Origin of the sequence: Pseudomonas sp. Irchel 3E19 (genome assembly GCF_900187585.1) — a bacterium.
Taxonomy (GTDB): Bacteria; Pseudomonadota; Gammaproteobacteria; order Pseudomonadales; family Pseudomonadaceae; genus Aquipseudomonas; species Aquipseudomonas baetica.
This window is the reverse complement of sequence record NZ_FYDT01000015.1, coordinates 102,724-123,699: the sequence shown is the minus strand read 5'-3', so window position 1 is coordinate 123,699 and position 20,976 is coordinate 102,724. Positions and strand designations below refer to the sequence as shown.

Genomic DNA, 20,976 nt, shown 5'->3' with positions numbered 1-20,976 from the left:
GCGTTCGGGCGGGTCTATACATGCCTGGATTGGTTGCACTGAAGCACAACAAAGCAATCATCGCCATGAAGGACCGCTTGAAGGCCAACGGCAAGGCCCCCAAGCAAATCATCTGTGCAGCGATGCGTAAGCTGCTGCATTTCGTCTATGCCGTTCTCAAATCGGGTCAGCCATTTGACCCGAAAATTGCCCTTGCCCGATGAGGGGCAAGACGGTATCTACAGATGCGAGTCGGTTCAGCCGTTTTTCTTGGCCTGTTCGCGGACGCGCTCCTCTTGTGCGCGCGCTTCAGGGGTGAACTCGGCTCCGAAGTCTTCGGCAGAGAATATCTGGCGAATTTCGATATCAGAGTCGGTGCCCGGCATCGGGTTAGGGCAGCGCTTGACCCATTCGATGGCTTCTTCTTTTGATTTCACTTCCCAGATCCAGTAACCCGCTACTAATTCTTTGGTCTCGATGAACGGCCCGTCGGTCACGGTGCGCTTTTCACCCGAGAATCGTACGCGAGCACCCTTGCTGCTGGGCTGCAGGCCATCAGCCGAGACCAGAATGCCGGCCTTGGCCAGTTCTTCGTTGAAATTGCCCATGGCAGTAAGCAGTTCTTCGCTGGGCATGACGCCGGCTTCGGAATCGGCGCTGGCTTTGACAAGGATCATGAATCGCATGGCGGTTACTCCGTGGATTGTGGGGATTCGTTGTTTAGTCGAACGAGCCAGCGGTGAATCGACAGGGATCCTGAATAAAAGACCAGTAACACCACACAATCCAATGTGGGAGCGAGCCCGCTCGCGAATAGGTCGTCACATTCAACATTTATACTGATTGAGCCAGCGCATTCGCGAGCGGGCTCGCTCCCACATGAGGAATTGCGCTGGTTTTGTATACAACTTTTCACGCGGGCACCTAACAATTTCAGTCAGGGCATAGGTTGTCGAACAATTTCGTGGTTAACTTCGGCCCCTGCGTGATTTTCTAAAACAACGTTCAGAAGGACTCAAGTCATGGCTCAAGTCACCCTTAAAGGCAATCCGGTTCAAGTCAACGGCCAGTTGCCACAAGCCGGTTCCAAGGCGCCAGCCTTTTCTCTGGTTGCCGGCAATCTGTCCGACGTCACCCTGAAAGACTTCGCCGGCAAGCGCAAAGTGCTGAACATCTTCCCAAGCGTCGACACCCCGACCTGCGCCACGTCCGTGCGCAAGTTCAACGCTCAGGCCAACGACATCAGCAACACCGTGGTGCTGTGCATCTCGGCTGACCTGCCGTTCGCCCAAGCGCGTTTCTGCGGTGCCGAAGGTCTGGAAAACGTCCAGAACCTGTCGACCCTGCGCGGTGCCGAGTTCATCGAGAACTACGGCGTGGCTATCGCTGATGGCCCGCTGAAAGGCCTGACCGCCCGAGCAGTAGTGGTTCTGGACGAAAACGACAACGTCCTGCACAGCGAACTGGTCAAGGAAATCGCCGAAGAGCCTAATTACGAAGCGGCGCTCGCCGTTCTTAAATAAGCGCTTTTACAATTGTTAACGGCCTGGCCCTGTCCAGGCCGTTTTCATTTGTGTATCAGTGTTTTGCCTCACACCTTGAAACGTAAGTTGAAGGTAAATTGCCGGTAAAGCTGCTTTGCTTAATCCCCATCAGTGCTTATCGTTCAGCCTCCCGTAGAAGAAGCCCACGCGCCCAATGGTTAATCACTCCATGCAATCGTCCCCCCGTCATTCCCGTCGCTGGCTGATCAGCCTGCTGGTCTTGTTGGTTATCGCCGTGCTGTGCTGGAAATTCTGGCCGGCCGGTTCAGCCCACAAGGAGGGCGACGAGAAGGGGGCGGCCGGGCATGCCGGGCGTTCGGGGATGATGCGGCCGGGCTTTGGCGGCGGCACCGGGCCGATTCCAGTACGGGTGGCGCCAGTGGTCACGGGGGACTTCCCGTTGTATTACAAGGCGCTGGGCACCGTCACCGCGCTTAACACCATCAACGTGCGCAGCCGGGTGGGCGGCGAACTGGTCAAGATCAATTTCGAAGAGGGCCAGATGGTCAAGGCCGGCGACCTGCTGGCAGAGATTGATCCGCGTCCGTACCAGAACGCCTTGCTCCAGGCTGAAGGCACCTTGTTGCAGAATCAGGCACAACTGAAAAACGCGCAGGTTGATGTCGAGCGCTATCGCGGCCTGTTCAAGGAAGACAGTATCGCCAAGCAGACACTGGACACCGCTGAAGCACTGGTCGGCCAGTATCTGGGTACCGTGAAAACCAATCAGGCGGCGGTCAACGACGCCAAGCTCAATCTCGAATTCACCAAAATCCGTGCGCCGATCGCCGGTCGTGTCGGCCTGCGCCAGGTCGACGTCGGCAACCTGGTGGCGGCCAACGACACCACGTTCCTGGCAGTGATCACCCAGACGCAACCGATCAGCGTGGCGTTCACCTTGCCGGAAAACAGCCTCGAAACCGTGCTGGCCCGGTATCGCAGTGGCGCCAAACTGCCGGCCGAAGCCTGGGATCGCGGCGATGCCAAACTTCAAGCCACCGGCGTGCTGCAAAGCCTCGATAACCAGATCGACGTGGCCACTGGCACCCTGAAATTCAAGGCCCGTTACGAGAACCGCGATCAGTCGCTGTTCCCTAATCAGTTCGTCAACGTTCATCTGCTGGCCGACACCCTCAAAGGCGTGGTGCTGGCACCGTCTGCGGCCATCCAGTTCGGTACCAATGGCACCTTCGTATATGCGCTGGACGGCGACAAGAAAGTCACCATTCGCCAATTGAAGATCGGCGCCAGTGACGGCGAGAACACGGTGATCACCGAAGGCCTTGCCGCCGGCGACCGTGTGGTGCTCGAAGGCACCGATCGCCTCAAAGAAGGCAGCGAAGTGGAAGTGGTCAACGACAGCAACCAGGTGCCGACCACGCCGACTGAACACCTGCAAGGCAAGTCCGCCGCCACCCCGGCTGACGCCGCTGTCACCGACAAGGCCAAGAAGGGCGCATGAACATTTCGCGGCTGTTCATCCTCCGTCCGGTAGCCACCACCCTGAGCATGCTGGCCATTATTCTGGCCGGCCTGATCGCTTATCGCTTGCTGCCGGTGTCGGCATTGCCGCAGGTCGATTACCCGACCATCCGCGTCATGACCCTGTATCCCGGCGCCAGCCCGGACGTAATGACCAGCGCCGTGACCGCGCCGCTCGAGCGCCAGTTCGGGCAAATGCCGGGCTTGACGCAAATGGCTTCGACCAGCTCCGGCGGCGCCTCGGTGCTGACCTTGCGCTTCAGCCTCGACATCAACATGGACGTCGCCGAACAGCAGGTGCAAGCCGCGATCAACGCCGCGACCAATCTGCTGCCAACCGACTTGCCGGCGCCGCCGATATACAACAAGGTCAACCCGGCGGACACCCCGGTGTTGACCCTGGCGATCACCTCGAAAACCATGCTCCTGCCCAAACTCAATGATCTGGTCGATACGCGCATGGCGCAGAAAATCGCCCAGATCAGCGGCGTCGGCATGGTCAGCATTGCCGGCGGCCAGCGTCAGGCGGTACGGATCAAGGTCAACCCTGAAGCCCTTGCCGCCAACAGCCTGAACCTGTCCGACGTGCGCACCTTGATCAGCGCCTCCAACGTCAACCAGCCCAAAGGTAACTTCGACGGCCCGACCCGGGTGTCGATGCTTGACGCCAACGACCAGCTGACGTCGCCCGAGGACTACGCCAACCTGATCCTTGCCTACAAAAACGGCGCGCCGCTGCGGCTCAAGGATGTCGCGCAAATCGTCGACGGCGCCGAGAACGAGCGTCTGGCGGCGTGGGCCAACATGAATCAGGCGGTGCTGCTGAACATCCAGCGTCAGCCCGGCGCCAACGTGATCGAGGTGGTCGACCGGATCAAAGCGTTGCTGCCGAGCATCACCGACAACCTGCCAGCCGGCCTCGAAGTGACCGTGCTGACCGACCGTACCCAGACCATTCGCGCCTCGGTCACCGACGTTCAGCATGAGCTGCTGATCGCCATCGCCCTGGTGGTGATGGTGACGTTCCTGTTCCTGCGCCGGTTCAGCGCGACGATCATCCCGTCTGTGGCTGTGCCGCTTTCGCTGATCGGCACCTTCGGCGTGATGTACCTCGCCGGTTTTTCGGTCAACAACCTGACCTTGATGGCGCTGACCATTGCCACCGGGTTTGTGGTCGACGATGCCATCGTGATGCTGGAAAACATCGCGCGTTTCATCGAAGAGGGCGACAGCCCCATGCAGGCCGCGCTCAAGGGTGCCAAGCAGATTGGCTTCACCCTGATTTCCCTGACCCTGTCGCTGATCGCCGTGTTGATTCCGCTGCTGTTCATGGCCGATGTGGTCGGGCGGCTGTTCCGTGAGTTCGCCATCACCCTGGCGGTGGCGATCCTGATTTCCCTCGTGGTGTCGCTGACCCTGACGCCGATGATGTGCGCCCGTCTGCTCAAACGCGAACCTGAAGAACACGAACAGGGCCGGTTCTATCGGGCCAGCGGTGCGTGCATCGACTGGATGATTGCCAAATATGGTCGCGGATTGCAGTGGGTGCTCAAGCATCAGCCGCTGACGCTGTTGGTGGCCATCGGCACACTGGCACTCACCGTGTTCCTTTATATGGTGGTGCCGAAGGGCTTCTTTCCGGTGCAGGACACCGGGGTGATCCAGGGCATTTCCGAAGCGCCGCAGTCGATTTCCTTCGCCGCCATGGGCGAGCGCCAGCAGCAACTGGCCAAGGTCATTCTTGAAGACCCGGCGGTGCAAAGCCTGTCTTCCTACATCGGTGTCGATGGCGATAACGCCACGCTCAACAGCGGCCGATTGCTGATCAACCTCAAGCCTCACGGCGAGCGTGATCTCACCGCTACCGAGGTCATTGCGCGTCTGCAACCGCAACTGGACAAACTCGTCGGCATTCGACTGTTCATGCAGCCGGTGCAGGACCTGACCATCGAAGACCGCGTCAGCCGCACCCAGTATCAGTTCAGCATGTCCTCGCCGGACTCCGAGTTGCTGAGCCAGTGGAGTGGTCGACTGGTTGAGGCGCTGGCGCAGCGCCCGGAACTGACCGACGTCGCCAGCGACTTGCAGGACAAGGGCTTGCAGGTCTATCTGGTGATCGACCGTGATGCGGCCTCGCGTTTAGGCGTTTCGGTGGCGAACATCACCGATGCGCTGTACGACGCCTTCGGTCAGCGGCAGATCTCGACCATTTACACTCAGGCCAGCCAGTACCGCGTGGTGCTGCAAGCGCAGGCCGGCGAGAAGATCGGCCCGCAGGCGCTGGATCAGATTCACGTCAAGACCACCGATGGCGCGCAAGTGCGCCTGTCGAGTCTGGCCCATGTCGAGGAGCGTCAGGCGCAACTGGCGATCACCCATATCGGCCAGTTCCCGGCGGTGATGATGTCGTTCAACCTCGCGCCAGGCGTCGCGCTGGGGCATGCGGTGGATGTCATCGAGCAGGTGCAGAAAGACATCGGCATGCCGGTCGGCGTGCAGACCCAGTTCCAGGGCGCCGCCGAAGCGTTCCAGGCTTCGCTGTCGAGCACCTTGCTGCTGATTCTGGCGGCGGTGGTGACCATGTACATCGTGCTCGGCGTGCTGTACGAGAGCTACATTCACCCGATCACCATTCTCTCGACCTTACCGTCTGCGGCGGTGGGCGCCTTGCTGGCGCTGCTGATCAGCGGCAATGACCTGGGCATGATTGCGATCATCGGCATCATTTTGCTGATCGGCATCGTCAAGAAGAACGCGATCATGATGATCGACTTCGCCCTCGACGCCGAACGCAATCAGGGCATGGCGCCGCAAGAAGCGATCTATCAGGCTGCGCTGCTGCGTTTCCGGCCGATCCTGATGACCACGCTGGCCGCGCTGTTCGGCGCGGTGCCGTTGATGCTCGCTACGGGCTCGGGCGCGGAATTGCGCCAGCCGTTGGGTCTGGTGATGGTGGGCGGTTTGCTGGTGAGTCAGGTGCTGACGCTGTTCACTACGCCGGTGATCTACCTGTACTTCGATCGCCTCGGTCGGCGCTTTGGCAAGACCAATGCTGACACTGAAGAGGTGGCGGTATGACTGTCCGGACACATTCCCCTTGTGGGAGCGGGCTTGCTCGCGAAAGCTGCGTGTCAGCCGCTACACATGTTGGATGTGACGGCCTCTTCGCGAGCAGGCTCGCTCCCACAGTGGAGCGGTGTGATGTTGGGGACTGCGTTCGATGAATCTGTCGGGTCCCTTCATCAAGCGCCCGGTCGCAACCATGCTCCTGAGCCTGGCGATCATGCTGCTGGGCGGTGTCAGCTTCGGCCTGTTGCCGGTGTCGCCACTGCCGCAAATGGACTTCCCGGTGATCGTCGTGCAGGCGAGTCTGCCCGGTGCCAGTCCGGAGGTCATGGCGTCCACCGTGGCCACGCCGCTGGAGCGCTCGTTCGGCGCGATTGCCGGCGTCAACACCATGAGCAGCCGTTCCAGTCAGGGCTCGACCCGAGTCATTTTGCAGTTCGACCTCGACCGTGACATCAACGGCGCGGCGCGGGAAGTGCAAGCGGCGATCAACGCCTCACGTAATTTGCTGCCGAGCGGGATGCGCAGCATGCCGACCTACAAGAAGGTCAACCCGTCGCAGGCGCCGATCATGGTGCTGTCGCTGACTTCGGATGTGCTGGAAAAAGGTCAGCTCTACGATCTGGCCTCGACCATCCTCTCCCAGAGCCTGTCGCAGGTTCAGGGCGTAGGTGAGGTGCAGATTGGTGGTAGCTCGCTGCCGGCCGTGCGCATCGAGCTCGAACCGCAGGCACTCAACCAATACGGCGTGGCCCTCGACGATGTGCGCAAGACCATCGCCGATGCCAACGTGCGCCGGCCCAAGGGTTCGGTCGAGGATGGTCAGCGCCTGTGGCAGATCCAGGCCAACGACCAACTGGAAAAAGCCAAGGATTACGAATCGCTGATCATCCATTACGCCGACGGGGCTGCGTTGCGCCTGAAGGACGTGGCCAAGGTCAGCGACGGCGTCGAAGATCGCTACAACAGCGGTTTCTTCAACGACGATGCGGCGGTGTTGCTGGTGATCAACCGTCAGGCCGGTGCCAACATCATCGAGACGGTCAACGAAATCAAGGCGCAGTTGCCCGCGCTGCAAGCGGTGCTGCCGGCCAGCGTGAAGCTGAATCTGGCGATGGATCGCTCGCCAGTGATCAAGGCAACGCTGCATGAAGCAGAGATGACCCTGTTGATCGCCGTCGCCCTGGTGATTCTGGTGGTGTTCCTGTTCCTCGGTAACTTCCGCGCCTCGCTCATTCCGACATTGGCGGTGCCGGTATCGCTGGTCGGCACCTTCGCCGTCATGTACCTCTACGGCTTCTCGCTGAACAACCTGTCGCTGATGGCGCTGATTCTCGCCACCGGGCTGGTGGTGGATGACGCGATCGTGGTGCTGGAAAACATTTCCCGGCACATCGACGAAGGCGTCAAACCGATGCAGGCCGCGTATCTCGGGGCCAAGGAAGTCGGGTTCACCTTGCTGTCGATGAACGTGTCGCTGGTCGCCGTATTTCTGTCGATCCTGTTCATGGGCGGCATTGTCGAGAGCCTGTTCCGCGAGTTTTCCATCACCCTGGCGGCGGCCATCGTGGTCTCTCTGGTGGTGTCGCTGACCCTGACACCGATGCTTTGCGCTCGCTGGCTCAAACCGCACACGCCGGGTCAGGAAAACCGCCTGCAACGCTGGAGCCGCAAGAGCAACGACTGGATGGTCGACAAGTACGCGACCAGCCTCGACTGGGTGTTGCGTCACCGCCGCCTGACGTTGCTCAGCCTGTTGATCACCGTCGGCGTCAACGTCGCGCTCTACGTGGTGGTACCGAAAACCTTCATGCCGCAACAGGACACCGGCCAGTTGATCGGTTTTGTGCGCGGGGACGACGGGCTGTCGTTCAGCGTGATGCAGCCGAAAATGGAAACCTTCCGCTGTGCCGTGCTCAAGGACGAAGCGGTGGAGAGTGTCGCCGGGTTCATCGGTGGCTCCAACGGCACCAACAACGCCTTCATGCTGGTGCGCTTGAAGCCGATCAAGGACCGCCAGATGTCGGCGCAAAAAGTCATCGAGCGTCTGCGCAAGGAAATGCCCAAGGTGCCCGGTGCGCAACTGATGCTCATGGCCGATCAGGACCTGCAATTCGGCGGTGGCCGTGAGCAGACCACGTCGCAATACAGCTACATCCTGCAAAGCGGCGATCTGGGTGAGTTGCGCGAGTGGTATCCGAAAGTGGTCGCTGCGCTGCGAGCCTTGCCCGAGCTGACGGCTATCGATGCCCGTGAAGGCAAGGGCGCGCAGCAGGTGACGCTGATTGTCGACCGTGATCAGGCTAAACGCCTGGGCGTGGACATGAATATGGTCACGGCGGTGCTGAATAACGCTTACAGCCAGCGGCAGATTTCAACGATCTACGACAGCCTCAACCAGTATCAAGTGGTGATGGAGGTCAATCAGAAATACGCTCAGGACCCGATTACGCTGAAGCAGGTTCAGGTGATCACGGCCGACGGTGCGCGGATACCGCTGTCGACCATCGCGCACTACGAGAGCAGTCTGGAAGACGACCGCGTCAGCCACGAAGGCCAGTTCGCGTCCGAGGACATTTCCTTCGACATGGCCGAAGGCGTGACCGTGGAGCAGGGCAGTGCGGCTATCGAGCGGGCCATCGCCAAACTCGGCCTGCCGGAAGACGTGATCGCGAAAATGGCCGGTACCGCCGACGCTTTCGCCGCCACCCAGAAGAGCCAGCCGTTCATGATTCTCGGGGCGTTGCTGGCAGTGTATCTGGTGCTGGGTGTGCTGTATGAAAGCTACATTCATCCGCTGACGATTCTGTCGACCTTGCCCTCGGCCGGGGTCGGCGCGTTGCTGTCGATCTACGCGCTGGGTGGCGAGTTCAGCCTGATCTCGCTGCTCGGGCTGTTCCTGCTGATCGGTGTGGTGAAGAAAAACGCGATCCTGATGATCGACCTCGCGCTGCAACTGGAACGCCACCAGGGCATGACACCACTGGAATCGATCCGCAGTGCTTGCCTGCAACGCCTGCGACCGATTCTGATGACCACCCTGGCGGCGATCCTCGGTGCCTTGCCGTTGCTGCTCGGCCGCGCCGAAGGCGCGGAAATGCGCCAGCCATTGGGCCTGACCATCATTGGCGGGCTGATCTTCAGCCAGGTGCTGACCCTTTACACCACGCCTGTGGTTTACCTCTATCTCGACAAGCTGCGCCATCGGTTCAACAAATGGCGTGGCGTGCGTACTGACGCCGCTCTGGAAACTCCGCTATGACTGACCGTTCGCTTATCCAACTGGCCACTGTTCGCGGCTCGCGTCTGTTGAGCCTGTCACTGTGCGTGGCGATGCTCAGTGCCTGCGCCGTCGGCCCGGACTACCAGCGCCCGCAGACAGCCGAAATCGCCCAATACAAGGAAGCCGAAGGCTGGCGTCAGGCCAACCCGAGCGACTCGCTGGCCCGTGGCGCCTGGTGGGAGTTGTACGGCGATCAGCAGCTCAACGGCCTGATCGAGAAACTCAACAACGCCAACCAGACGGTCGCGCAATCGGAAGCGCAGTACCGTCAGGCACAAGCCTTGGTGCGCAGTGCGCGCGGCGCGTTCTACCCCAGCGTCGACCTGAGCCTGGGCAAGACCCGCTCCAGCCAGGGCACCGGCAGCAGCAGTTCGAGCCTGAGCAGCTCCTCCAGCGGCATTCGCGATACGTACAACGCGCAACTGGGCGTGAGTTGGGAAGCCGATATCTGGGGCAAGTTGCGTCGCGGACTTGAAGCCAATCAAGCCAGTGCCCAGGCAAGCTTTGCCGATCTGGCGGCGATGCGTCTGAGTCAGCAGTCGGAACTGGTGCAGAACTACCTGCAACTGCGAGTGATCGATCAGCAGAAACGTCTGCTCGAAGCCACAGTCGCGGCATATGAACGCTCATTGAAAATGACCCAGAACCAGTACCGCGCGGGCGTCTCCGGGCGTGATGCAGTGGCGCAGGCGCAGACACAACTGAAAAGCACCCAGGCCGATCTCGTCGATCTGATCTGGCAGCGCGCGCAGTTCGAGAACGCCATTGCCGTGCTGACCGGGCAAGCGCCGGCCAATTTCAACATCGCTGAAATCCAGACCATTCCGAAGCTGCCGCAAGTGCCGTTGAGCCTGCCGTCGCAACTGCTGGAGCGCCGTCCGGACATCGCCTCGGCAGAACGTTCGGTCATCGCCGCCAACGCCAACATTGGTGTGGCGAAGGCGGCGTACTACCCGGACCTGACCCTGAGCCTCAGCGGCGGTTACAGCAGCAGTACTTCAAATGACCTGATCAGTCTGCCGAACCGCTTCTGGTCGGTCGGGCCAAAACTCAACCTGCCGCTGTTCGATGGCGGTATACGCTCGGCAGAGGTTGACCGTAATGAAGCGCTGTACGACCAGACAGTGGCCAAGTACCGACAGACCGTGCTCGACGGATTCCGCGAAGTGGAAAACTATCTGGTGCAGTTGAAGGTGTACGAAGACGAAGCGGCGGTGCGCCAGGAAGCCCTGGACGCAGCGCGTGACTCCTTGCGCCTGACGGAAAACCAGTACAAGGCCGGGTTGATAGCCTATATCGACGTGGTCGTGGTGCAAGCCACGGCGCTGAGTAACGAGCGCAGTGTGCTGAATGTCTTGCAAAGCCGCTTGATCGCCAGCGTCCAGCTCATCGCGGCGTTGGGTGGCGGTTGGGATGGCCAGCTCGACACGACTGATGCCAACTGAACCATAACCTTCGGTAACACTGTAGGAGCTGCCGCAGGCTGCGATCTTTTGATCTTGATGTTCAGCAGACAAGATCAAAAGATCGCAGCCTGCGGCAGCTCCTACAGGGAGTCAATTGATCGTCCCACGCAGAGCGCGGGAATGATCAGGATCAAAAGATCAGGGAGTTAATCGATCTTTGGGGTGGGCTCTGAAAGGCGGGCCAGAGCCATTCAGGACGATCGAACAAGCGTTTCATCGGGATGATGGCAAATTGATCACTTAGTCAGTGCGTTCTTCTGCGCAATCAGTACAATCGCCGCTTTTGCCCGACCGAGAATGGACGCAGTCCGGATTGGGTAGTCACGAGAATCCCCATGCTCATCGGTAGTTATTCCTCCACCCTGGTTTTCATTTCGCTGTGCGTCGCGATCCTGGCGTCGTACACCGCTCTCGACCTCACCGGGCGCATCGCCACGGCAAGGGGCCGCGCGGTGCATTTCTGGACGGCCGGTGGCGGGTTTGCGATGGGTATTGGTGTCTGGTCGATGCACTTCATCGGCATGCTCGCCTTCAAACTGCCGATCGACCTCGGTTACGACATCACCCTCACGGCGCTTTCGCTGCTGATCGCGCTGCTGTCCTGTGGGTTTGCCCTGTGGCTGGTCAGTCAGCCAAAACTGCCAATCCTGCAATTGGCGTTTGGCGCACTGATCATGGGCGCCGGCATCAGTGCCATGCATTACACCGGCATGGCGGCAATGCGCATGACCCCCGGTATAGATTACGACCCCACACTGTTCAGCGCCTCATTGCTGATTGCGGTCGGCGCCTCTGCGGCGGCACTGTGGATCGCTTTCCGCCTGCGCCAGCATTCGCCTTACGTGCGTCTGATTCGCGCCGGTGCAGCAGTGATCATGGGCATTGCCATCGTCGGCATGCATTACACCGGGATGGCCGCCGCGCAATTTCCTGACGGCAGTTTCTGCGGCGCTACGCTCAATGGCCTGAAGGGCAACGGCCTCGACAGTCTGGTGCTGATCACCACACTGGCGGTGTTGTCGATTGCTTTGCTGACCTCGATCCTCGACGCGCGACTTGAAGCGCGCACAGCGGATCTGGCGCACTCGTTGACCGTGGCCAATCGCGAACTCACGCAACTGGCCCTGCACGACCCGCTGACCGGTCTGCCCAACCGCATGTTGCTGGATGACCGGATCAATCAGGCGATGAAAAAGGTCAATGAGCAGGGCGGCTGCTTTGCGTTGATGTTCATCGATCTGGACGGCTTCAAACCGGTCAATGACGCCTTCGGCCATCACATGGGCGATCAACTGTTACGCGAGGTCGGCGTGCGTCTGCGCGATGACTTGCGCAGCCTCGACACGCTGGCGCGGATCGGTGGCGATGAGTTTGTCTTGCTGGTGCGCCTGACCGAGCCCGATGACGCCTTGGGGCTGGCCGCACGACAGGTCAGCCTGATCGGGCAAGCGTTTCGCGTGGCTGAACATGATTTGCAGATATCGGCGAGCGTCGGCATCGCCCTGTACCCGGGCAATGGTCAGAGCCCCCAGGAACTGCTGATGAACGCCGACGCCGCGATGTATCACGCCAAGGGTGGCGGCAAGAACGGTTACAGTTTCTTTGACGCGTCGATGAACACCAACGCACGCAAACAGTTGCAGCTGTTGCAGGACTTGCGCGCAGCCCTGGAACACAGCCAGTTCAGTCTGTATTACCAGCCCAAGTTCGACGCCGCCAGTCGTCGCCCGGTTGGCGCCGAAGCGCTGCTGCGCTGGCAACATCCGGTTCACGGCATGCTGATGCCAGACAAATTCATCGATTTGGCGGAGAAAACCGGCCTGATCATCCCGATCGGTGAATGGGTGCTCAACGAAGCCTGCCGGCAGATGCGCGAATGGTATGTACTGGGTTATACCGACTGGCGCATCGCGGTGAACCTGTCGGCGTTGCAGTTCTGCCATACCGGGCTGGTGCGAAGCGTGGCCAAAGCGCTGGCCACGCATCATTTGCCGGCCAACAGCCTGACCCTGGAAATCACCGAAACCACGGCGATGAGCGACGCCGACGCGAGCATGACGGTATTGCAGGAGTTGTCGGACATGGGCGTCGACCTGTCGATCGACGACTTCGGCACCGGTTACTCAAGCCTCATGTACCTCAAGCGTTTGCCAGCCAATGAGCTGAAAATCGACCGTGGCTTCGTGCGTGATCTGGAGCATGACACTGATGATGCGGCGATTGTCTCGGCGATTGTTGCACTGGGCCAGACATTGGGTTTGCGGATTGTGGCGGAAGGTGTGGAGACCGGCTCGCAGCAGGATTTCCTCACGCAGCTGGGTTGTGATGCGTTGCAAGGGTATCTGCTGGGCCATCCGATGCCGGCGGATACGTTCATGCAGGGCATTGTACGGGGCGAGAAGCTGACGACAGTCTGATAGACCGCGTCAGCGTTCTTCGCGAGCAGGCTCGCTCCCACAGGGGGCTGCGTTGTGCACAGATCCAGTGTGGGAGCGGGCCTGCTCGCGAAGGCGTCCGGCCGGACGAAACACACCTCATGCAAAACCCGTCAATGGCGGTTATTCTTCCCCCCGACTGTTACGTGTGCATTTGGGGGAAAGGCCAGCATGGATAAAGTCATTGTGATCACCGGCGGCGGGCGCGGAATTGGCGCCGCTACGGCGTTATTGGCTGCCGGGCAAGGCTATCGGATCTGCATCAACTATCAGTCGGATGAACAGGCCGCGCAAAGCGTGCTGGAGCAAGTTCGTGCGTTGGGCGCGCAAGCCATTGCGGTGCGTGCCGACGTCAGTATCGAAGACGAAGTGATCGCGCTGTTTCAGCGGGTTGACGCCGAGTTGGGTCGGGTCACTGCGCTGGTCAATAACGCCGGCACCGTCGGGCAAAAGTCGCGGGTCGACGAAATGTCTGAATTTCGCATCCTCAAAACCATGAAAACCAATGTCCTGGCGCCGATCCTCTGCGCCAAGCACGCGATCCTGCGCATGTCGCCCAAGCACGGCGGGCAGGGCGGCAGTATTGTCAATGTGTCGTCGGTGGCATCACGCCTGGGTTCGCCGAATGAGTACGTTGATTACGCGGCATCCAAAGGTGCGCTCGACTCGTTCACCATCGGCTTGTCCAAGGAAGTGGCGGGCGAGGGGATTCGTGTCAATGCGGTACGCCCGGGTTACATCTATACCGATTTCCATGCCCTGAGCGGCGATCCGGATCGGGTCAGCAAACTTGAGTCGGCGATTCCGATGGCCCGTGGCGGGCGCCCGGATGAGGTGGCTGAGGCGATTGTCTGGTTGTTGTCGGACAAGGCTTCGTATGCCACCGGGACATTTGTTGATCTGGGGGGCGGGCGCTGAGCTTCAAAAGCTGTGTTGCCTGACCCGACCCCTTCGCGAGCAGGCTCGCTCCCACATTTGGAATGCATTTCCTGTGGGAGCGAGCCTGCTCGCGAAAGCAATAGTCAAGGCGACATCGCACTTCAGAACGAGCGCACAATCCGCCCCAACGTCTCCATGGCCTTTTCCGAATCCTCGGTCCACGGGCTGCCGTAGTTCAACCGGATGCAGTTGCGAAAGCGCTGGGTCGGCGAAAAGATCGGCCCCGGCGCAATGCTGATGCCTTGGGCCAGCGCCATCTGAAACAACTTCAATGAATCCATCTGCGGCGGCAGTTCCAGCCAGAGGAAGTAACCGCCGGCCGGTTGGCTGACCCGCGTCTGCGCCGGAAAGTAACGGGCAATCGCCGCGAGCATCGCACTCTGTTGCTCTTCCAGCGCATAACGCAGTTTGCGCAGGTGCCGGTCGTAGCCGCCATGTTGCAAATAGTCGGCAATCGCGGCTTGCGCCGGCATCGAGGCGCACAGCGAGGTCATGAGTTTCAGCCGTTCGATTTTCTGCGCGTAACGCCCGGCGGCGACCCAGCCGATGCGGTAGCCGGGGGCGAGGCTCTTGGCGAACGAGCCGCAATGCATCACCAACCCTTCGGTGTCGAAGGCCTTGGCCGGTTTCGGCGCCTGCTGACCGTAATAGAGTTCTGCGTAGACGTCATCCTCGATCAACGGCACCTGATGGAGACGCAGCAGTTCGACCAGCTCCTGTTTTTTCGCTTCAGGCATGGTCGCGCCCATCGGGTTCTGGAAACTGGTCATGCACCAGCAGGCTTTGATCGGGTGACGCTCAAGTGTCTGCGCGAGCACACCGAGGTCGATGCCGTCACGCGGGTGTACGGGGATTTCCACGGCTTTGAGTTTCAGCCGTTCCAATACTTGCAGGCTGGCGTAGAACGCCGGCGCCTCGATGGCCACCAGATCGCCCGGTTCGGTTACCGCTTGCAGGCACAGGTTCAGCGCTTCGAGGGCGCCGTTGGTGATCAGCAGTTCTTCCATCGGCAGCATCAATCCGCCGACCATATAGCGCAGGGCGATTTGCCGGCGCAGTTGCGGATTACCCGGCGACATGTCGGTGACGACCATGCGCGGATCCATCTCCCGTGCGGCGCTGGCCAGCGAGCGCGACAGGCGTTGCAACGGGAACAGCGTCGGGCTGGGGAAGGCCGAGCCGAACGGTACGGTGCTCGGGTCCTTGATTGATTCCAGCACCGAGAACACCAGTTCGCTGACGTCGACTTCAGTGGAATCGTTGACGTGGCTGCTGATCACCGGCTCCGAGAACGGGCTTGGCGCGTGGGAGTTGACGAAATAGCCGGAGCGCGGGCGGGCGCGGATCAGGCCACGGCGTTCGAGCAGGTAGTAAGCCTGGAACACCGTGGACGGGCTGACGCCGTAGGTCTGGCTGGCATAACGCACCGAGGGCACGCGCTGGCCGGGGCCGAGGACGCCGGAGCGGATCAGTTCAGCGATGTCGTCGGCGAATTTTTCGTAGCGTTTCATCTTGGGTCCGGTTTGATTTCATTCGGGAAGACCGCGTCGCCTTCATTCGCGAGCAGGCTCGCTCCCACATGGGTTTTGTGAACACTGCAGATCCAGTGTGGGAGCGAGCCTGCTCGCGAATGGCTGCGCCGCAGTCTAACGGCTCAGCGATTCATCGGCGCCACAAACCTGCTCTTCGCCACGCTGTAAACCTCAGGCTCATCGCTGTCGGCAATCTTGAAACTCAAGGTCTGCGAGCTGCTGCTCGGCCGATCCGTGGTCATCGCCACCGACACCGGCACATCGACAATCTCGCCCGGCGCCAGGCTCAGTTCGGTTTTGCCTTGCAGCTGGAAGCCATCGCCGTCGACCAGGCTCAGATGGTAATCCTGGCGCTGCTGGGTTTTGTTGATGACCTTAAGGGTGTAGATGTTTTCGATCTGGCCCTGACCGTTTTCGCGGAACAGCCCGCGATCCTTGGTCACGTCCAGCGATACCATCGGCCGCTCGACCAAGGCCAATGCCAGTGCACCGATCATCACCAGCAGCACCGCGACGTAACCGATCAGCCGTGGCCGCAGCAGATGCGTCTTGCCGCCCTGCAATTCGCGTTCGGAACTGTAGCGGATCAGCCCGCGTGGGTAGTTCATCTTGTCCATGATCGAGTCACAGGCGTCGATGCACGCCGCGCAACCGATGCACTCCATCTGCAAACCGTCGCGGATGTCGATGCCGGTCGGGCAGACCTGCACGCACAGCTGGCAGTCGATGCAGTCGCCGAGGCCGGCTTCTTTCGGGCTGACGTCACGTTTGCGCGGGCCACGGTTTTCACCGCGAGCCACGTCGTAGGAAATCGCCAGGGTGTCCTTGTCGAACATCACGCTCTGGAACCGCGCATAGGGGCACATGTGCATGCACACCGCTTCGCGCAGCCAACCGGCGTTGATGTAAGTGGCGGCGGTGAAGAACAGCACCCAGAACAGACTGACACCGCCGATTTGCAAGGTCAGCAGTTCTTCGGCCAGTGGTCGGATCGGCGTGAAGTAGCCGACGAAGGTCAGGCCGGTCATCACGCTGATCGCCAGCCACAGCGTGTGCTTGGCTGCACGCCGCGCCAGTTTGTTCAGGCCCCACGGCGCCGCTTGCAGTTTGATCCGCTGGTTACGCTCGCCCTCGGTGATTTTCTCGCACCACATGAAGATCCACGTCCACGAGCTCTGCGGGCAGGTGTAACCGCACCAGACTCGGCCGGCGAACACGGTAATGGCAAACAGGCCGAACGCGGCAATGATCAGCAGGGCCGAGAGCAGGATGAAATCCTGCGGCCAGAAGGTCGCGCCAAAGATGTGGAATTTACTTTCCGACAAGTCCCACAACACCGCCTGGCGACCGCCCCAGTTCAACCACACCGTGCCGAAAAACAGCAAAAACAGACACCCCGCGCCGCTTATACGCAGGTTGCGGAACAGGCCGGTGAAACTGCGGGTGTGGATCTGGTTGTCGCTGGATTTGGCCGTCGCCTTCATTGGGCGTGCGGGCACCTTCTTTATGTGAGGCGCTATTGTCGGCGTTGCTTCTACGGTTCGGACGGGGATTTGTTCGCTCATGGTCAGTCGCTCATCAGCCTCCATCAGGCCGATGCACTATGAGCGCCGATCTGTTTGCATAACAGACTCAGCTATTTCAATAAAAAGCGTATCAGATGGTCTTTGACGCAGGCCCTGCGACAACTTGAAGCAGCCCGCAGACAAAGGCGCAAACGCCTATCCCAGACGTTTGCGCGGGGTGTTGATCAGGGTCAGTCAAATCACCGAATCACTCTCGTCGGCTTTCAGGTGTTTGCGACCGTCCCTGGCGCCGGCAACCGTCAGCGCGTCGGCTTCTGCTTCGGTGATGTAAACGCGCCGGGCTTCAATCTCAACGAATGACATGGCTTTATCGCTATCTGTCTTGACCTCCAGGGTGTCGCAGATACGAATTTCTTCGCCATTCTCCACGGTGAAAAAACACACTTTGCTCTCAGGATTGGATTCATCGATTCGCAGGGCCATGGGGTTGTCCTTTTTTCACGGGGGTATGGAAGGTTAGGGCGCAGGCTTCGCCAATCGTTCTGCGCAACTGATTAATGGTCGCCGCTGTCCATCCTTTATCGACCCCTTTAAAGGACAGCAGGATGAACGCGTGGTGGCATGAAGTGTGGGTGACCCTGCAAGCGGAATTCGCCGACATCGGCGATGCCTCGCAACTGACGCGGATCACCGTACGCCTGCTCATGGCGGCGGTGCTGGGCGGGATTCTGGGATTTGAGCGCGAGCACAAGGGCAAGGCTGCCGGGGTCCGCACGCATATGTTGGTGGCGCTGGGCGCGGCGCTGTTTGTGCTGGTGCCGCAAACCTCGGGGGCCGAATCCGACGCCATGAGCCGGGTGTTGCAGGGAGTGATTGCCGGGATCGGTTTTCTCGGCGCCGGTACGATCCTGAAGAACAAGGAAGGCGATGAAGGCCACGTCAAAGGCCTGACCACCGCTGCCGGGCTGTGGATGACGGCGGCGATTGGTGTGGCGGCGGGGTTGGGCAGGGAAGCAACGGCGCTGCTCAGTACCGTTCTGGCGCTGGGGATTTTTAGCGTGATGCCGCGCATCGTGAAGCTCTTCGAAAAGGACGAGGAAAAGACTGATGAGCACTGATCATTCCTGCGCGGGATTGATCGTTCCCACGCTCTGCGTGGGAATGCCTCAATGGACGCTCCGCGTCCGCTTGGGGACGCGGAGCGTCCCGGGCTGCATTCCCACGCGGAGCGTGGGAACGATCAGTCAGACGATGACAGGCGGCATCGTGCTCGGTGGCTCTTCTTTAGGCGGTGGCGTGGTGCCTGGCGGTTCCTGCTCGGGGATCGGTTGCGGTTCGGTTTCGGGAATCGTCGGGTTGTCGATGTTCGGATCAGGTGTTTCGGCCGGGATCGGAATGTTCATCGGGTAGACCTCCGTGTGGCACATGGCGTGAGAAGTGCTTAAGTGGATTGACCACTTCGTGGCGAATTCGATCCACATTTTCACCCAGGCAAGTTTCGCTGAACTTTTCCCGGCGCGGGCCGCTCGGAACCTAAGTGAGTTCATGACGGGGCCGGTGTCTCGTTGTGAGGACTGATCCGGCACAAGAGCGTCCTTGGGGCGTTAAGGAGAGATGCTCAATGACTGCTGAAAAACCTTCCGAACAGAGCTACAACCCGCACATGCCGCTGTCGCAGGCGCTGTTGCTGCCGCGCATCGTTATTGAAGACACCATGCCCACCCTCGATGGCGGCCAGTTCGCCGTCAAGTCGATTGCCGGGCGCGATGTGGTCGTGACCAGCAAGGTGTTTGCCGACGGTCACGACAAACTGGCGGTACGCATTCGCTGGCGCGAAGAAGGCGAGCAGACCTGGCAAAGCGAGGTCATGTCCGATCAGGGCAACAATGGCTGGAAAGGCCAGTTCCGCCCTGAACACCAAGGCCGTTTCCTGTACTGCATCGAAGCATGGATCGACCACTTCGCCAGTTTCCAATATGAACTGGAGAAAAAGCACAACGCCGCCGTACCGGTTTCGCTGGAGCTGCAAGAAGGCCGAACCATGGTGCAGCAGGCCGCCGAGCGCAGCGAAGGCCAACTCAGCGAACAACTCGCCGCACTCCATCATGAACTGTCCGGGCTGCTCGAAACCGAGCAGGTCGCGTTGTTTCTGCACTCACGCAGTGCGCAATTGATGGCCCAGGCTGATCACCGCGCCTATTTGAGCGTCAGTGCCGAATTCCCTATGGAAGTCGAACGCGAACTCGCCGAGTTCGCCAGTTGGTATGAGTTGTTTCCGCGCTCGATCACCGACGATCCCAACCGTCATGGCACTTTCAATGATGTGCACTCGCGGTTACCGATGATTCAGGACATGGGCTTCGACGTGCTTTATTTCACGCCGATCCATCCCATCGGTCGCGCCCATCGCAAGGGCCGCAACAATTCCCTGACAGCCGGGCCGGATGATCCGGGTAGTCCTTATGCCATCGGTAGCGAGGAGGGCGGGCACGAGGCGATTCACTCGCAACTCGGCACCCGCGAAGACTTCCGGCGGCTGGTGGCGGCTGCCGCTGACCACGGTTTGGAAATCGCCCTCGATTTCGCCATCCAGTGTTCTCAGGATCACCCGTGGCTCAAGCAACACCCGGGCTGGTTCAACTGGCGCCCCGACGGCACGATCAAATACGCGGAAAACCCGCCGAAGAAATACCAGGACATCGTCAACGTCGATTTCTATGCGCCGGATGCGATCCCGAGCCTGTGGGTCGAGCTGCGTGACATCGTTGTCGGCTGGGTCGAGGAGGGCGTGAAGATCTTTCGCGTCGACAATCCGCACACCAAGCCGCTGCCGTTCTGGCAGTGGCTGATCGCCGATGTGCGGGCGCTGCACCCGGAAGTGATCTTCCTCGCTGAAGCGTTTACCACGCCGGCAATGATGGCGCGCCTGGGTAAGGTCGGTTACACCCAGAGCTACACCTATTTCACCTGGCGCAACACCAAGTCTGAGCTGGCTGCGTACTTCACTGAACTCAACGAATCGCCGTGGCGCGAATGCTACCGGCCGAATTTTTTCGTCAATACGCCGGACATCAACCCGGCGTTTCTGCATGAGTCCGGGCGTCCCGGTTTTCTCATCCGCGCAGCGCTGGCAACCATGGGCTCGGGTCTGTGGGGCATGTATTCCGGTTATGAACTGTGCGAAGCGGCACCAGTGCCGGGCAAGGAGGAATACCTCGATTCGGAGAAGTACGAGATCCGCGTCCGCGACTTCAACGCGCCCGGCAACATCATTGCCGAGATCGCCCAGTTCAACCGCATCCGCCGGCAGAACCCGGCGCTGCACACGCATCTTGGCCTGAAGATCTACAACGCCTGGAACGACAACATTCTGTATTTCGGCAAGCGCAGCTTTGACGGCAGCAACTTCATTCTGGTGGCGGTCAACCTTGATCCGCACAACGTTCAGGAAGCGAATTTCGAACTGCCGTTGTGGGAAATGGGCCTGCCCGATGATGCCACCACCCATGGCGAGGACTTGATGAACGGGCATCGTTGGGACTGGCATGGCAAATATCAGTTCATGCGCTTAGACCCGGCTTACCAGCCGTTCGGCATTTGGCGAATTACTGCCTGAACACAGATCTCCTGTGGGAGCGAGCCTGCTCGCGAAAGCAATTTTGCAGGCGACGTTTTTGCTGAATGTTGATCCGCATTCGCGAGCAGGCTCGCTCCCACAGGTTGC

The 20,976-nt window shown here is 60.2% G+C and carries 14 protein-coding genes and 1 pseudogene; 10 read left to right on the top strand and 5 right to left on the bottom strand.

The genetic code is table 11. The annotated features are described in order from the left end of the window. Positions 1 to 203: pseudogene (locus CKW18_RS12385) on the top strand (IS110 family transposase); the annotation flags it as partial. Positions 204 to 236: 33 nt separating this feature from the next. Here CKW18_RS12385 and CKW18_RS12380 read toward each other — a convergent pair. Next, positions 237 to 665 (bottom strand): YciI family protein, encoded by a 429-nt coding sequence (locus CKW18_RS12380; protein WP_095189057.1) that lies wholly within the window; start codon positions 663 to 665, stop codon positions 237 to 239. A 336-nt stretch (positions 666 to 1,001) separates the two neighbouring features. Between CKW18_RS12380 and tpx the strand changes: the two genes are divergently transcribed. From tpx to CKW18_RS12345, 7 genes are all read left to right on the top strand, one after another. Then, entirely contained in the window at positions 1,002 to 1,502 is a 501-nt protein-coding gene (gene tpx / locus CKW18_RS12375) for a thiol peroxidase (protein ID WP_075945110.1), read from the top strand. Between the two features lie 175 nt (positions 1,503 to 1,677). After that, a complete protein-coding gene (locus tag CKW18_RS12370; protein ID WP_095189056.1) occupies positions 1,678 to 2,985 on the top strand; it encodes an MdtA/MuxA family multidrug efflux RND transporter periplasmic adaptor subunit in 1,308 nt (435 codons plus the stop codon). Further along, entirely contained in the window at positions 2,982 to 6,083 is a 3,102-nt protein-coding gene (locus tag CKW18_RS12365) for an MdtB/MuxB family multidrug efflux RND transporter permease subunit (RefSeq protein WP_095189055.1), read from the top strand. Before CKW18_RS12370 ends, CKW18_RS12365 begins: the two co-directional genes overlap by 4 nt. Before the next feature lie 142 nt (positions 6,084 to 6,225). Continuing rightward, positions 6,226 to 9,333, top strand: coding sequence for an efflux RND transporter permease subunit (locus CKW18_RS12360; RefSeq protein ID WP_095189054.1), 3,108 nt, complete (start codon positions 6,226 to 6,228; stop codon positions 9,331 to 9,333). Next, positions 9,330 to 10,799: an efflux transporter outer membrane subunit gene (locus CKW18_RS12355; RefSeq protein ID WP_095189053.1), complete on the top strand. Its 1,470-nt coding sequence runs from the start codon at positions 9,330 to 9,332 to the stop codon at positions 10,797 to 10,799. Before CKW18_RS12360 ends, CKW18_RS12355 begins: the two co-directional genes overlap by 4 nt. A 356-nt stretch (positions 10,800 to 11,155) precedes the next feature. Then, entirely contained in the window at positions 11,156 to 13,237 is a 2,082-nt protein-coding gene (locus tag CKW18_RS12350) for a bifunctional diguanylate cyclase/phosphodiesterase (protein WP_095189052.1), read from the top strand. A 189-nt stretch (positions 13,238 to 13,426) separates the two neighbouring features. Further along, positions 13,427 to 14,173: an SDR family oxidoreductase gene (locus tag CKW18_RS12345; RefSeq protein ID WP_095189051.1), complete on the top strand. Its 747-nt coding sequence runs from the start codon at positions 13,427 to 13,429 to the stop codon at positions 14,171 to 14,173. Between the two features lie 122 nt (positions 14,174 to 14,295). Here CKW18_RS12345 and mapR read toward each other — a convergent pair whose 3' ends face one another. The 3 genes from mapR to CKW18_RS12330 form a co-directional block, all read right to left on the bottom strand. Next, positions 14,296 to 15,705 carry a GntR family transcriptional regulator MpaR gene (mapR, locus tag CKW18_RS12340; RefSeq protein ID WP_095189050.1) on the bottom strand — a complete coding sequence of 470 codons (1,410 nt, stop codon included), beginning with the start codon at positions 15,703 to 15,705 and terminating at the stop codon, positions 14,296 to 14,298. 143 nt (positions 15,706 to 15,848) lie between these two features. Then, complete coding sequence (gene ccoG, locus CKW18_RS12335; RefSeq protein ID WP_095189064.1) at positions 15,849 to 17,291, bottom strand: cytochrome c oxidase accessory protein CcoG; 1,443 nt, start codon at positions 17,289 to 17,291, stop codon at positions 15,849 to 15,851. A gap of 195 nt (positions 17,292 to 17,486) precedes the next feature. Further along, positions 17,487 to 17,735: a DUF3203 family protein gene (locus CKW18_RS12330; RefSeq protein ID WP_095189049.1), complete on the bottom strand. Its 249-nt coding sequence runs from the start codon at positions 17,733 to 17,735 to the stop codon at positions 17,487 to 17,489. A gap of 122 nt (positions 17,736 to 17,857) precedes the next feature. On the opposite strand from CKW18_RS12330, the gene CKW18_RS12325 reads away from it, so the two are divergent. Beyond that, positions 17,858 to 18,370, top strand: a complete 513-nt coding sequence (locus tag CKW18_RS12325) for an MgtC/SapB family protein (RefSeq protein WP_095189048.1) — start codon at positions 17,858 to 17,860, stop codon at positions 18,368 to 18,370. 126 nt (positions 18,371 to 18,496) lie between these two features. On the opposite strand, the gene CKW18_RS30570 is transcribed toward CKW18_RS12325, so the two are convergent. Next, complete coding sequence (locus tag CKW18_RS30570) at positions 18,497 to 18,655, bottom strand: hypothetical protein (RefSeq protein ID WP_167394898.1); 159 nt, start codon at positions 18,653 to 18,655, stop codon at positions 18,497 to 18,499. Positions 18,656 to 18,873: 218 nt separating this feature from the next. Here CKW18_RS30570 and CKW18_RS12320 point away from each other — a divergent pair, with 218 nt between their 5' ends. Next, positions 18,874 to 20,868, top strand: coding sequence for an alpha-1,4-glucan--maltose-1-phosphate maltosyltransferase (locus tag CKW18_RS12320; protein ID WP_095189047.1), 1,995 nt, complete (start codon positions 18,874 to 18,876; stop codon positions 20,866 to 20,868). The last annotated feature ends 108 nt before the right edge of the window (positions 20,869 to 20,976 follow it).

Coding starts and splice junctions, on each gene's coding strand:
- CKW18_RS12330 (WP_095189049.1), bottom strand. CDS start 17,735: ATGGCCCTGCGAATCGATGAATCCAATCCTGAGAGCAAAGTGTGTTTT.
- CKW18_RS12365 (WP_095189055.1), top strand. CDS start 2,982: ATGAACATTTCGCGGCTGTTCATCCTCCGTCCGGTAGCCACCACCCTG.
- CKW18_RS12350 (WP_095189052.1), top strand. CDS start 11,156: ATGCTCATCGGTAGTTATTCCTCCACCCTGGTTTTCATTTCGCTGTGC.
- CKW18_RS12370 (WP_095189056.1), top strand. CDS start 1,678: ATGGTTAATCACTCCATGCAATCGTCCCCCCGTCATTCCCGTCGCTGG.
- CKW18_RS12325 (WP_095189048.1), top strand. CDS start 17,858: ATGAACGCGTGGTGGCATGAAGTGTGGGTGACCCTGCAAGCGGAATTC.
- CKW18_RS12380 (WP_095189057.1), bottom strand. CDS start 665: ATGCGATTCATGATCCTTGTCAAAGCCAGCGCCGATTCCGAAGCCGGC.
- CKW18_RS12355 (WP_095189053.1), top strand. CDS start 9,330: ATGACTGACCGTTCGCTTATCCAACTGGCCACTGTTCGCGGCTCGCGT.
- mapR (WP_095189050.1), bottom strand. CDS start 15,705: ATGAAACGCTACGAAAAATTCGCCGACGACATCGCTGAACTGATCCGC.
- CKW18_RS30570 (WP_167394898.1), bottom strand. CDS start 18,655: ATGAACATTCCGATCCCGGCCGAAACACCTGATCCGAACATCGACAAC.
- CKW18_RS12345 (WP_095189051.1), top strand. CDS start 13,427: ATGGATAAAGTCATTGTGATCACCGGCGGCGGGCGCGGAATTGGCGCC.
- tpx (WP_075945110.1), top strand. CDS start 1,002: ATGGCTCAAGTCACCCTTAAAGGCAATCCGGTTCAAGTCAACGGCCAG.
- CKW18_RS12360 (WP_095189054.1), top strand. CDS start 6,226: ATGAATCTGTCGGGTCCCTTCATCAAGCGCCCGGTCGCAACCATGCTC.
- CKW18_RS12320 (WP_095189047.1), top strand. CDS start 18,874: ATGACTGCTGAAAAACCTTCCGAACAGAGCTACAACCCGCACATGCCG.
- ccoG (WP_095189064.1), bottom strand. CDS start 17,291: ATGAGCGAACAAATCCCCGTCCGAACCGTAGAAGCAACGCCGACAATA.